Origin of the sequence: Enterobacter sp. RHBSTW-00318, assembly GCF_014101375.1 — a bacterium.
Lineage (GTDB): Bacteria > Pseudomonadota > Gammaproteobacteria > Enterobacterales > Enterobacteriaceae > Enterobacter > Enterobacter ludwigii.
In genome coordinates this window covers 3,053,213-3,065,689 of the sequence record NZ_JABXQH010000001.1, presented here as the reverse complement: position 1 = coordinate 3,065,689, position 12,477 = coordinate 3,053,213, and the positions used below count along the sequence as shown (strand labels likewise).

Annotated in this window: 10 protein-coding genes and 4 tRNA genes; 6 read left to right on the top strand and 8 right to left on the bottom strand. The window is 55.0% G+C overall.

The features are described 5' to 3' along the window. Positions 1-23 precede the first annotated feature (23 nt). On the bottom strand, positions 24-227 hold the full coding sequence (locus HV157_RS15185) for a lipoprotein (protein WP_025202779.1): 204 nt from the start codon (positions 225-227) through the stop codon (positions 24-26). Between the two features lie 135 nt (positions 228-362). On the opposite strand from HV157_RS15185, the gene cyaY reads away from it, so the two are divergent. Then, positions 363-683, top strand: coding sequence for an iron donor protein CyaY (gene cyaY, locus HV157_RS15180; protein ID WP_014172137.1), 321 nt, complete (start codon positions 363-365; stop codon positions 681-683). A gap of 43 nt (positions 684-726) precedes the next feature. Here the strand turns inward: cyaY and cyaA are convergent, their stop codons facing one another. After that, a complete protein-coding gene (gene cyaA / locus HV157_RS15175; RefSeq protein ID WP_014172138.1) occupies positions 727-3,270 on the bottom strand; it encodes a class I adenylate cyclase in 2,544 nt (847 codons plus the stop codon). Positions 3,271-3,616: 346 nt separating this feature from the next. On the opposite strand from cyaA, the gene hemC reads away from it, so the two are divergent. From hemC to HV157_RS15150, 5 genes are all read left to right on the top strand, one after another. After that, a complete protein-coding gene (hemC, locus tag HV157_RS15170) occupies positions 3,617-4,558 on the top strand; it encodes a hydroxymethylbilane synthase (RefSeq protein ID WP_049021997.1) in 942 nt (313 codons plus the stop codon). After that, positions 4,555-5,295, top strand: a complete 741-nt coding sequence (hemD, locus tag HV157_RS15165; RefSeq protein WP_014172140.1) for a uroporphyrinogen-III synthase — start codon at positions 4,555-4,557, stop codon at positions 5,293-5,295. Before hemC ends, hemD begins: the two co-directional genes overlap by 4 nt. Before the next feature lie 21 nt (positions 5,296-5,316). Next, positions 5,317-6,510, top strand: a complete 1,194-nt coding sequence (gene hemX, locus HV157_RS15160; RefSeq protein WP_014172141.1) for a uroporphyrinogen-III C-methyltransferase — start codon at positions 5,317-5,319, stop codon at positions 6,508-6,510. A 2-nt stretch (positions 6,511-6,512) separates the two neighbouring features. Further along, positions 6,513-7,712, top strand: coding sequence for a protoheme IX biogenesis protein HemY (hemY, locus tag HV157_RS15155; protein WP_032680089.1), 1,200 nt, complete (start codon positions 6,513-6,515; stop codon positions 7,710-7,712). Between the two features lie 169 nt (positions 7,713-7,881). Continuing rightward, complete coding sequence (locus HV157_RS15150; RefSeq protein ID WP_182268684.1) at positions 7,882-9,093, top strand: MFS transporter; 1,212 nt, start codon at positions 7,882-7,884, stop codon at positions 9,091-9,093. A 507-nt stretch (positions 9,094-9,600) separates the two neighbouring features. On the opposite strand, the gene HV157_RS15145 is transcribed toward HV157_RS15150, so the two are convergent. From HV157_RS15145 to wecG, 6 genes are all read right to left on the bottom strand, one after another. Next, positions 9,601-9,677, bottom strand: a tRNA-Pro gene (locus tag HV157_RS15145). A gap of 44 nt (positions 9,678-9,721) precedes the next feature. After that, positions 9,722-9,808: transfer RNA gene (locus HV157_RS15140), tRNA-Leu, on the bottom strand. Between the two features lie 21 nt (positions 9,809-9,829). Beyond that, positions 9,830-9,905 (bottom strand) — tRNA-His (locus HV157_RS15135). Between the two features lie 67 nt (positions 9,906-9,972). Continuing rightward, positions 9,973-10,049: transfer RNA gene (locus tag HV157_RS15130), tRNA-Arg, on the bottom strand. A gap of 102 nt (positions 10,050-10,151) precedes the next feature. Continuing rightward, on the bottom strand, positions 10,152-11,537 hold the full coding sequence (locus tag HV157_RS15125) for an amino acid permease (RefSeq protein WP_014172144.1): 1,386 nt from the start codon (positions 11,535-11,537) through the stop codon (positions 10,152-10,154). Between the two features lie 197 nt (positions 11,538-11,734). Continuing rightward, a complete protein-coding gene (gene wecG, locus HV157_RS15120; protein WP_047356050.1) occupies positions 11,735-12,475 on the bottom strand; it encodes a lipopolysaccharide N-acetylmannosaminouronosyltransferase in 741 nt (246 codons plus the stop codon). Positions 12,476-12,477 lie beyond the last annotated feature (2 nt).

Genomic DNA, 12,477 nt, shown 5'->3' with positions numbered 1-12,477 from the left:
TGCGCGGGTACAGAACGTAATCGTCAGAGATTAACCTGAGTCGGACCACCATTATTGCCACGATCGTTCGTGTCTGGTGTGGAAGACTCAATACCGCTTTGCACAGGTTTCGTCGGCGGCGGCGCCGTTTTATCCGCTGGCGGGAAGTAAAGCGGTCCCTTCAGTCCACAGCCCGTCAGACTAAACAGCGTGATGAGAACGGCAAGCGTTCGGAAAACATTTTTCATTATAAAGTTGCCCGTAAGTTCAAATCTGTTTCTATCATCGCAGGAGAAGACACAAAAGCAAGAGTTTGCCGCTTTCCTGCAACGGGAATTATTTAGCGTTATACTGCCGGCATCACGAAAAACAGGAACAAAACCATGAACGACAGTGAATTCCATCGCCTTGCAGACACCTTATGGATGACCATCGAAGAGCGGCTTGACGACTGGGACGGCGACAGCGATATCGATTGTGAGATCAACGGCGGCATTCTGACCCTGAGCTTCGAAAACGGCAGCAAAATTATTATTAACCGCCAGGAGCCGCTTCACCAGGTCTGGCTGGCCGCCAAACAGGGTGGCTATCATTTCGATCTGAAAGAGGGCGAATGGGTGTGTGACCGTAGCGGCGAAACGTTCTGGGATCTGCTGGAACAGGCGGCGACCGCGCAGGCAGGCGAAGACGTGCGTTTTCGTTGAGTCTGTTTTGCCCGGTGGTGCGCTGCATACCGGGCAAAAACTGTCAGGAGAAATACTGCTGCAACAGCGGGGTAGTGTCCTGGCTGGCGGGAACCGCTGGCGTAACGGCCTGCGTACGGAACGGAATCACCTGCGAACGTCCGTCTACATTCACAATCTGGTAGAACTGCGGCAGGTTAAAGTTGATGAAGCTGGAGCCGTAGGTAAAGCGGTCATGTGAGGACGAATAGAAGCGGCTGACGTCGCGCACCAGTTCCTCTTTACTGCCTTCACAGTGGTGATAAACCTCAGCACGGTTCGTCTCATCCAGGATGTAGATGTTGAAACCGGCGTCGTCACCCGACTCTTCAAAGAAGAACTGAATAATCCCTTCGCTCGCAAAGCCATCCACGACCTGTGGCAGTTTCACGTGGTTGGTTTCCACCTGCACTGACAGGCCATGCAGCTTGTTGTGCGAAATGGCGCCGTAGAACTCGATGGCGTTTTCCAGCTTCTGTACTGAAACATTCAGGCGCTCGAAGAACAGGCCCCAGGTCTGTCCGGAGACGCGCAGCGCTTTAAAGCGACCGGTTTCCTGACGGGTACTGGAGAGGCGCAGTTCGATGCACTCTGAAACCAGCTGCTGCACGCGGGTACGGATCAGACCGCGCAGATGCTGGCTATAGCAGAACACCTCAACGCTGTCCGGCGGCGCAGCGTCCTGGTGCATCTTGCCGAGAATCGTTTTCAGCGCTTCGATCATCGCCTGCTCGCCGTTGAAGTGCAGAGTACGCACTTCGTTCCACGAGTTGCGGTACAGCAGGTCTACGCTGCCCACCAGGCAGTTTTGCTGCTCGCCAAAGCTAAAGACATCCAGCTTGCGGAAATCAAAATGGACCACCTGATTGCGGAAGGCCGCCGTCGGGTCATATTCCAGGTTGACGATGATCGCCAGATGGCGAATTTCACACGGGCTGTAGAGCGCTTTTGGCGTCGGCGCCGGCAGACGCAGCGGGAAGTGGTGGGAGACATCCGCCACCATCTCCTGCAGTTTGGCTAAATCGACAACCTCGTTGCCTTTGATAAACAGCCGGGTACGCGAGGTCAGCAGGCCGTTGAACCAGGCCCAGGCTACCAGCTTGTTCAGGTAGCGGTTATATTCCAGCGGCTGATGGCTGATGATCGAGTCCATGCTTGGCGCACGGTTGTACAGGTACCACCCGGTGCGGTTTGCGCGGCCCGGCGGCACATAGATAAAGGTCAGGTTCGGTTCTGACAGGTCCGGTGAAATCTGCGGGTTAACCAGCGTGACTTTACCCGGCAATGCTTCAAACGCCGCATACAGTTTACGCGTCAACACCCCGATGTCCTGCGGGCTGGCGGAAACGCTGAGATTGTTACGACGCGCAAAGCGGATAAGGTTGCGGTAGCTTTGCATCATGGCATCGAGCAGTTCGTTGTGCGCTTCACGCACCTGATCGATTTTCCAGTTGGCGCGGTTATCAAGCATCGACAGACGTTCTTCGTCCCATCCCCACTCTTTCACCAACTGACTGACCACTTCACGACGCCAGCCCACGCATGCGCGTTCGCGGCTGAGTTTTTCACAGACTTTGAGGTAGAAACATCGACGCACCAGATCGAGACGCGTGGTGTCATCAATGGCTTTCAGGTATTCGGTGACGCGTTCAAGCATCATGCAGTAAGCATCCAGCCCGTAAGAGACAATTTCTCCGTCGTGCAGACGCTGCTTGATATCTTTCGCCAGCAAACGCGGCGTGGGGTATTCCCAGGAATAGGCTTCCAGCAGCAGGGTTTTCAGCACGGCCTTATACGGCGAATCAATGCTTTTATAGAGCTGCCAGAGGCTCGCGCCAAAGTACTCTTCGGCGGAAAGCGAACTGAGGCCACCCAGATCCAGCCATTCATTTGGTGTCAGCACACCCTGGGAGTACAACGACATTACGTAATCGTCGTAATGCTCTTCTTCGTCGCACGGCACCATATTCCACAGAATACGCTTACCGGCCAGGCGTACGGCAGTACGGTAAAACTCGTCCAGCAGTAAGATGTGCTGAGTTGAGCCGCAGTCTTCACCACCCAGACTGCCACTTTCGTTATGACGGAAACGGTTTTCATCAATCAGGAAGAAACTGACTTCTACGCCAAGCGACGCGGCCCAGCTTTCCAGCAGGCTGCACTTTCGCTGCAGCAGCTGACGCTCGTCGTTATCGAGCCAGGACTGATGACAGACCCAGATGTCCAGGTCCGAAGAACAGCTTTGCCCAACCGAGGAGGTACTGCCCATGGTGTAAACGCCTGTAATCGGCAGTTCACCTTTCGGTGATTCCTGCGGCGGCATGCCACGGTAGAGTTCAAGTTCGGTCAGGTAGTGTTGTTGGGTTTCATCAGGCGTGAAAAGACAGATGCCTCTGGGAACGTTACCGTCAAGGTAGCCAGGCATCAGCGGATGGTGATAGTGCAATAATGTCGGCAGAAGACTGTATACCTGCTGGAAAGCAGGGCCCATAGCAGCAAGCGCGCGATCGACACGCAGTTGGTTTATGGCATCCAGTCTCTGTTTCAGAGTCTCAATATAGAGGTACAAGACGTATCGCCTGATGTTTCCGGGTGTCGCACGCTATTCAAAACAGAAATAACAGCGGACCCGCAGTATTACAAAAAGAGAACCGTTACCTTTTTTCGCCCTTATCATTATGGTGGTACCGACGAAAAAATGGTCTAAAACGTGATCAATTTAACACCTTGCCGGTTGACCGTAAAGAAAGATGCGCTACATACAGTGTAGCACCGTTCTGTACGTGTAAATTCCTTAATACGGCTGTGGCTGACGAGAACCCCGCCCTGTCCCTCTCTTCTTCATCACCGTAAAACTGCCATCCCAGAGTCAACAATGTTAGGATGGTTAGCGATTGATAATGACGGTAACAAGCATGTTAGACAATGTTTTGAGAATTGCCACACGCCAAAGCCCTCTTGCGCTCTGGCAGGCACATTATGTTAAGCAGCGCCTTGAAGCCTGCCACAGTGGATTGTGCGTCGAGCTGGTGCCGATGGTCACGCGCGGTGACGTGATCCTTGATACGCCACTGGCTAAAGTGGGCGGCAAGGGCCTGTTTGTCAAAGAACTGGAACTGGCATTGCTTGAGAACCGCGCCGATATCGCCGTACATTCGATGAAAGATGTGCCCGTCGAGTTCCCGGAAGGGCTGGGGCTGGTGACCATTTGCGAGCGTGAAGATCCGCGCGATGCGTTTGTCTCCAATCACTATGATTCGCTCGATGCGTTGCCAGAAGGCAGCGTGGTTGGCACGTCCAGTTTACGTCGTCAGTGTCAGCTGGCAGAACGTCGTCCGGACCTGATCATTCGTTCGCTGCGCGGTAACGTTGGTACGCGTCTGAGCAAGCTGGATAACGGCGATTACGATGCCATTATCCTCGCGGTTGCGGGTCTGAAGCGCCTGGGGCTGACGTCGCGCATTCGCGTCGCGTTGCCGCCTGAGCTGTCGCTGCCGGCTGTGGGTCAGGGGGCCGTCGGCATTGAATGCCGTCTGGATGATGTGCGTACCCGCGCGCTGCTTGCCCCGCTGAACCATGACGAGACAGCTATCCGGGTTAACGCCGAGCGCGCCATGAACACCCGCCTCGAAGGAGGGTGTCAGGTGCCGATTGGCAGCTATGCTGAATTAATTAACGGTGAACTGTGGCTGCGAGCGCTGGTTGGCGCACCGGACGGTTCACAGATGGTCCGCGGTGAACGTCGCGGTAAAGCGCAAGATGCCGAACAGCTTGGCGTGTCGCTGGCAGAAGAGCTGCTGGATAACGGCGCCCGCGAGATCCTGGCTGAGGTTTATAATGGAGAACCCCCTGCATGAGTATTCTTGTCACCCGCCCTTCTCCCGCAGGAGAGCAGTTAGTGAGCCGTCTGCGCGCACTGGGGCAGGTGGCCTGGAGTTTTCCGCTCATTGAATTCTCCCCCGGTCGAGAGCTGTCCGCGCTTGCCGACCATATGAATACCCTCCAGCAGGGCGACTTGCTGTTTGCGCTGTCGCAACATGCGGTAGAATTTGCCCAGGCACAGCTGCAACAGCAGGGGCTTAACTGGCCAACCGCCCCTCACTATTTTGCGATTGGTCGTACAACGGCACTGGCGTTGCATACCGTAAGCGGAACAGACGTTCGTTACCCGTTAGATCGGGAAATCAGCGAAGTCTTGCTACAATTACCTGAATTACAAACTATTGCCGGAAAGCGTGCACTCATTTTACGCGGTAACGGCGGGCGCGAACTGTTGGGCGAAACGCTGCGGGAACGCGGGGCTGAGGTCACGTTCTGCGAATGCTATCAGCGTTGTGCAAAACATTACGATGGTGCGGAAGAGGCGATGCGCTGGCATATGCGCGGCATTACGACCCTGGTGGTGACCAGCGGTGAAATGCTGCAGCAGCTCTGGTCGCTGGTGCCCCTTTGGTATCGTGAAAACTGGTTACTCCACTGCCGGCTTCTGGTCGTCAGTGAGCGTCTGGCGAACCAGGCCCGGGAACTGGGCTGGCAAGATATTCGGATCGCTGATAACGCTGACAACGATGCGCTGCTGCGCGCATTACAATAACTCTCATAATGGGAAGCCATAATGACGGAACACGATAAATCCTCCGCCGTGGTTGAAGAGACCAGGGAGACTGTGGACATCACGCCGCAGTCAGAAACGACTGAGAAAACCGTTGAGAAGAAGAACGGCAGCAATAAAACCAGCCTCGCGCTGAGCGCGATAGCCATCGCCATTGCGCTGGCCGCAGGCGTTGGCCTCTATGGCCTGGTGAAACAGCAAGGTTCCAGCCAGACGGCGACCAACGACACGCTGGTCAATCAGCTTACCGCCCTGCAAAAAGCGCAGGAGACGCAGAAAACTGAACTGGAAACGGTGATTAAACAGCAGTCCGCGGCGCTCGCTGAGGCGAACAGCAAACAGGAAGAGCTGACCAAACAGCTGGACGACGTGCAGCAGAAAGTCGCCACGATTTCCGGTACCGATGCCAAAACCTGGCTGCTCTCGCAGGCCGATTTCCTGGTGAAGCTGGCCGGACGTAAGCTCTGGAGCGATCAGGACGTCACCACCGCCGCCGCGCTGTTGAAAAGCGCTGATGCGAGCCTGGCAGACATGAACGATCCGAGCCTCATTACCGCGCGTCGTGCCATTACCGAAGATATCGCCAGCCTCTCTGCCGTTTCGCAGGTGGACTACGATGGCATCATCCTGAAGGTCAATCAGCTTTCAAACCAGATTGATAACCTGCAGCTGGCGGATAACAACGACGATGACTCCCCGATGGATTCTGACGGCACCGAGCTTTCCAGCTCCCTGAGCGAATGGCGCGTGAACCTGCAAAAAAGCTGGCAGAACTTTATGGATAGCTTCATTACTATCCGCCGCCGCGACGAAACCGCCGTTCCGCTGTTAGCGCCGAATCAGGACATTTATCTGCGCGAAAACATTCGCTCCCGCCTGCTGGTGGCGGCTCAGGCCGTGCCGCGTCATCAGGAAGAAACTTACAAACAGGCGCTTGATAACGTCTCGACATGGGTACGTGCTTACTACAATACCGATGATGCCACGACCACGGCTTTCCTCGATGACATTGATAAACTGAGCCAGCAGAACATCACCATGAACGTGCCGGATAAGCTGGAAAGCCAGCCGATTCTGGAGAAGCTGATGCAGACGCGCGTGCGCAACCTGCTGGCGCAGCCGGGCGTTCCGGCAGAACCTCACGCCCAGGCCCCTGCCGCCGCGCCAGCGCCTGAAAGCGCGCCACAAGGAGAGTAATGATGCTTAAAGTACTCTTACTCTTCATCCTGCTGATCGCCGGGATCGTCCTGGGGCCGATGCTTGCCGGTCATCAGGGTTACGTCCTGATCCAGACCGATAACTACAACATCGAAACCAGCGTAACGGGTCTGGTGATCATTCTGATCCTCGGTGTGGTGGTGCTCCTTGCGGTTGAGTGGATCCTGCGCCGAATTTTCCGTACCGGTGCGCATACGCGTGGCTGGTTCGTTGGCCGTAAACGCCGCCGCGCCCGTAAGCAGACTGAGCAGGCACTGCTTAAGCTGGCCGAGGGTGACTATCAGCAGGTTGAAAAGCTGATGTCGAAAAATGCTGACCATGCCGAACAGCCGGTGGTGAACTATCTGCTGGCCGCCGAGGCAGCGCAACAGCGCGGTGACGAAGCCCGCGCCAACCAGCATCTGGAACGCGCGTCAGAACTTTCTCCGAAAGACCCGATTCCCGTTGAGATCACCCGCGTTCGCCTGCAGCTGGCCCGCAACGAAAACCACGCCGCGCGTCACGGTATCGACCGTCTGCTGGAAGTCTCGCCACGCCACCCGGAAGTGCTGCGTCTTGCCGAGCAGGCCTATATTCGCACCGGTGCCTGGGGTTCACTGCTGGATATCATTCCGTCGATGGCCAAAGCCGACGTCGGTGATGATGAACATCGTGATGAACTTCAGCGTCTGGCATGGATTGGCCTGATGGATCAGGCGCGTGCCGATCTCGGCAGCGATGGTCTGAAAACCTGGTGGAAGAATCAGAGCCGGAAAACGCGTCAGCAGGTTCCGTTGCAGGTTGCGATGGCAGAACATCTGATTGAATGTGACGATCATGACACGGCGCAGGAGATCCTCCTCGACGGACTGAAGCGACAGTATGACGATCGCCTGGTTATGGTGATCCCGCGTCTGAAAACCAATAACCCTGAGCAAATTGAAAAAATGCTGCGTCAGCAGATTAAAGCCGTCGGCGACCGTCCACTGCTGTGGAGTACGCTGGGCCAGTCGCTGATGAAGCACGGTGAATGGCAGGAAGCGAGTCTCGCCTTCCGTGCAGCGCTGAAACAGCGCCCGGACGCATTTGACTACGCGTGGCTTGCCGATTCGCTGGACAAGCAGCACAAGCCGGAAGAGGCTGCCGCCATGCGCCGCGATGGGCTGTTATTAACGCTGCAAAATAATGGCAGCCAGCAATAAATAACAAGGAGGCCAGACGGCCTCCTTTTTTTATTCCCCTTCGCCTGCTACATTCTTTACCACATCATCTAAAACGAACCCGCCAATGTAACGACGTCTTTTCATTAACTTTTTTCCATACACGCGACGAGTGCCGCGTGGACTGAATCGTTTTTGAAAGGAAATCGTCATGAACTCCCTTTTGTACGCGCTTATTGAAGCGCTGCGCTGCCACCGCTGGCTGCGCCTGCTGGCCTGTGCCTTTATCTTTACATCACTGGGAAATGGCGTAACCCAGGTGGTGGTCTTCGGCTTACTGTTAGCATGGTCCGCCCCGCCCGCGCTGCTTACCCTCGCCTTTCTTTTCGCCACGTTACCTGGTTTTGTCGGCAGCCTCATCAGTGAAAAGCTGTGCGCGCGCTATTCTCCGATACCCCTGTTGATACTCACCGAGGGGCTTGGCTTACTGGCCCTGCTCTTTCCCCTGCTCGGCGTGCACTATCACAGTATCCCTGCGTTACTGGCCGTGCAGTCCACCGAAGCACTGCTCAGCGGAATGAGCTGGCCTGCCCTGACGCTGCTCTTTAAACGCGGACTCAGAGAAGCAGAACTGCCTGCCGCAACCTGCCTCGAGAATGTGATTTTTGCCGCTCAGGTTTTGTTAGGCACCGGGCTGGGGATGGTACTTTTCCAGAAGATCGCCATCCTCGCCTTGCTGGCCATTGATGCCACCAGCTTTCTCGGATCGCTGTTCATGCTCTGGCTGGCGGGTCGTGTATATTTAGCGCCCACACTGGCAGTCCCCACTGAAGAGAAAGCGCCTGCGGCTTTACGCTGGCAGATGTTGACCATCCGGCAGAAACGCAGTTTGCTGATTTTGCCTGCGCTGGCCGCCGTCGGTTCACCGGCCATGGCACTTCTTCCGGCAATGGCACAGCAGATCCATCCTCAGGATGCGGCCAGCCTTGCTTTGCCACTGCTTTTTGCAAGGAGCATGGGACAACTTTGCGGTCCCCTGCTGCTAAAAAGAGACAGCCTGACGCGTTTTGCAGCACGCACGCCACGGATTTTACTGTGTCTCGGCATCTTCCTTGCCGCGTATGGGATGCTCCCGCTGTTGTCCGGGTGGATGGCATGCGCGCTGGGGATGATATTTGTCGCACACCTGGCCTCAAATGTTCTCTTTGCGGCCGGCACGTTTGCCGTACTCAGCAGTTTTCAAACCACGCACATGGCTTCGGCCAGCAGTAAAGTCTGGCGCTGGCAAACGCTCAGTGCCTCGCTTTTCACCGGTATTGCCGCGATGGCGGCGGCAGGGTTTGGCTCCATACAAGCGCTTTACAGCGTTTCGTCAGCCGCTCTGATACTGGTCGCCCTGATCATGTACGTTTACCGGGAATAAGGCATAAAAAAACGCCTGCTATAAAAGCAGGCGTTAAAACAGGTCTGTAAGACAACATATTTGGTGCTTCACTCAACGTTATGCCCATGGTGTCTGATGAGGCCGAAGCGACATCTGTCAGTGGACGATAAGCACCGTAAATGGCTCTGCGTCATTCCTGAGTTTATGAGGCACTAAGGCGAACATAAGAGATGGAATGAGCATCTACACGTATATTATTGCACGTAACGTGCCAACTTGACACGCAGAACTTTTACATCGCGCAACATTTTAAGATAAAAGGAAATTATGTTGTTGAGCGGTATCTTAGACCCTACAACCTGCTGATAAACACGACGAAATGTCGTCTGGAGGAGACACGAAAGCCGCCAAATTATTATATCTTTTACTTTCAATGTGTTATGTGTCGCTGAATCGCGACAAGAAAGCCGGCTGTTGTCGTGGAATCACTACAGAGGAAAGAAAGGCGCAGAAAACAAAAAACCCCGCCGAAGCGGGGTTCAAAATTGGTCGGCGAGAGAGGATTCGAACCTCCGACCCACTGGTCCCAAACCAGTTGCGCTACCAAGCTGCGCTACTCGCCGATGTACTGCTTTTTGAATTTTTAGTTCAATTCATTAAAAAGTCGTGGTGCGAGGGGGGGGACTTGAACCCCCACGTCCGTAAGAACACTAACACCTGAAGCTAGCGCGTCTACCAATTCCGCCACCTTCGCAATTCACAACTCTTTCAATAATGGGGTGGCTAATGGGATTCGAACCCACGACAACTGGAATCACAATCCAGGGCTCTACCAACTGAGCTATAGCCACCACTGTATTCTTTCACGCGGTACTGACTACTTCTCAGACCACCGCAGCTCTAGCGCCGGGACTAAAATGGCGCGCCCGACAGGATTCGAACCTGAGACCTCTGCCTCCGGAGGGCAGCGCTCTATCCAGCTGAGCTACGGGCGCTTAGCGCCGTTGCGGGGCTGGATATTACGTACCTCCGACCCCGCTGTCTAGTGCTTTTTTGAAAAAAATGCGCGTTTGGTTATGGTTTGCACATTTTGCCGCTTATTCCTCCACTTTCTGCGAGGTAGCGCGGCGGCCCAGACCAAAAAGCTTATACGCCGCGGTCACCGCCGCCAGGAAGATCATCCCGACAAACAGCGACATGCGCGTATCTTCATTAAAGTACATTCCGATTAATACGCAAACCAGGAACGCCATCGTCAAATAGTTGGCATACGGGAACAGAATAGAACGGAACGGATGGCTGGCGATGGCCTTTTTATGTGCCTGGCGGAAACGCAGCTGGCTAATCAGGATAACAAACCAGGGCACCATGCCTGGCAGCACGCTGGCGCTGTAGACATAAACGAACACGCGCTGCGGATTCGGGATGATGTAGTTCAGGCAGGAGCCGATCAGCAGGATCACAATCGACACCGCCACCCCCGCAACCGGTACGCCCGCACGCGAAACTTTCGCCATTGCCGCTGGCAGCTGGTTGTTTCTGGACAGCGCGTAGAGCATACGTCCGCAGCTGTACATCCCGCTGTTGCAACCTGACAACGCCGCCGTCAGAACCACAAAGTTAATGATGCCTGCTGCTGCCGTGATGCCAATCTTTGCGAAGGTTAAGACAAACGGGCTACCGGTCGTGCCAATTTCATTCCACGGGAAGATGGTTACGATAACGAAGATCGCCCCCACATAGAAAATCAGGATACGCCACAGCACCTTGCCTACGGCGCTGCGCAGCGTAACCTGCGGGTTTTTCGCTTCACCCGCGGTAATACCGATAAGCTCAACCCCCTGATAAGAGGCCACAACGATACACAGTGCCGTCAGGAAGCCCTTCCAGCCGCCCGCAAAGAAGCCGCCGTTTTCGGTCAGGTTACCAAAGCCAATGGCGTGCCCGCCGTTACCAAAGCCGAAGAAGATAACGCCCAGCCCGACCACAATCATCACGATGATGGTGGTGACTTTGATCATCGCAAACCAGAATTCGATTTCACCATAAAGACGAACGGCAGCAAGGTTTGCCAGTGCCACCAGCCCCACGGCAATCAGCGCCGGTATCCACTGGACCATGTCCGGGAACCAGAACTGCACGTAGACCCCTATCGCCGTGATTTCAGAAATGCCAACCGCCATCCACATAAACCAGTATGACCAGGCCGTCAGGTAGCCAAAGAACGGGCTCATATATCGGTGCGCGTAAACCGCGAAGGAACCCGTGACGGGCTCCATGAAGAGCATTTCGCCCATCGAACGCATGATGAAGAAAACGAACAATCCCGCAATGATATAAGCCAGCAAGACCGAAGGTCCTGCCCATTTGAGCGTGCTTGCGGAGCCCATAAACAGGCCCACGCCGATAGTGCCGCCCAGCGCTATCAGTTCAATATGACGAGCCTCCAGCCCACGCTGTAGCTCCGGTTTTTTCTCTGCCATAGATCCTCGATTGTGTTTGCTGTTTCCCGACTTAAGGCCGGGTATTGTTTTTTAGGGGTACTAAAATACGGGGCGAATGGTTTCTTAAAATGCGGCAAATGGCAAACGATGCATAAAAAAAATGAATGCATTGCACAGATTCGCAGCAGTTTTGCAGGGGAGTTGCAGCGCGAACAGCATATCGCGCTACATTTTGATTACATTTTCCCGGTGTAGTGCCAGGTAAGGTAGCGAAGCAGACGGATCTGTCGTGTAATCCGCGTCGGCTGAGATAGCAGGCGATACAGCCACTCCAGCCCCAGGTTTTGCCAGACTTTGGGCGCACGCTTAACATGGCCGGTAAAGACGTCATACGTTCCGCCAACGCCCATATAAAGGGCATCCGGACACACCTGACGGCAGTCACGCATCAGGATCTCCTGGCGTGGGGAGCCCATCGCCACGGTGATGATTTTCGCTCCACTGTCGCGAACGCGTTCAAACAGCGCCTGCCGGGCCTCTGGTTTGAAGTAGCCATCCTGGCTGCCCACGATGTTAACATTCCATTGACTGCGCAATTTCGCTTCGGTCTGCGCCAGTACCTCCGGCTTACCGCCAATCAGGAATACCGGCGTGCCTTCCGCCCCTGCGCGTGCCATCAGTTGCTCCCAGAGATCGGCCCCTGCCACGCGAGATACATTAGCGCCAGGATACTTTTTGCGGATTGAACGCACCACGCTGATACCGTCGGCATATTTAAATTCAGCCGCTTCTATCAGGCCTCTCACTTCGGCGTTGTCTTCCACCGCCAGCATCTTTTCCGCATTAATGGCGACCAGCGTACCAGATTTCATCTGACCACCAGCGAACAGAAAATCCAGCGCGTGTTGCATATCGCGCCAGCCAATAAGCTGCAGACCGCGCAGCGTATAGCGCGGTGCAGAAGTTTTATCCGTCATGA

Bases quoted from the DNA above. Each gene is read 5' to 3' on its own strand.
- hemD (WP_014172140.1), top strand. From the start codon at position 4,555: ATGAGTATTCTTGTCACCCGCCCTTCTCCCGCAGGAGAGCAGTTAGTG.
- wecG (WP_047356050.1), bottom strand. From the start codon at position 12,475: ATGACGGATAAAACTTCTGCACCGCGCTATACGCTGCGCGGTCTGCAG.
- hemX (WP_014172141.1), top strand. From the start codon at position 5,317: ATGACGGAACACGATAAATCCTCCGCCGTGGTTGAAGAGACCAGGGAG.
- hemY (WP_032680089.1), top strand. From the start codon at position 6,513: ATGCTTAAAGTACTCTTACTCTTCATCCTGCTGATCGCCGGGATCGTC.
- cyaY (WP_014172137.1), top strand. From the start codon at position 363: ATGAACGACAGTGAATTCCATCGCCTTGCAGACACCTTATGGATGACC.
- HV157_RS15125 (WP_014172144.1), bottom strand. From the start codon at position 11,537: ATGGCAGAGAAAAAACCGGAGCTACAGCGTGGGCTGGAGGCTCGTCAT.
- HV157_RS15185 (WP_025202779.1), bottom strand. From the start codon at position 227: ATGAAAAATGTTTTCCGAACGCTTGCCGTTCTCATCACGCTGTTTAGT.
- hemC (WP_049021997.1), top strand. From the start codon at position 3,617: ATGTTAGACAATGTTTTGAGAATTGCCACACGCCAAAGCCCTCTTGCG.
- HV157_RS15150 (WP_182268684.1), top strand. From the start codon at position 7,882: ATGAACTCCCTTTTGTACGCGCTTATTGAAGCGCTGCGCTGCCACCGC.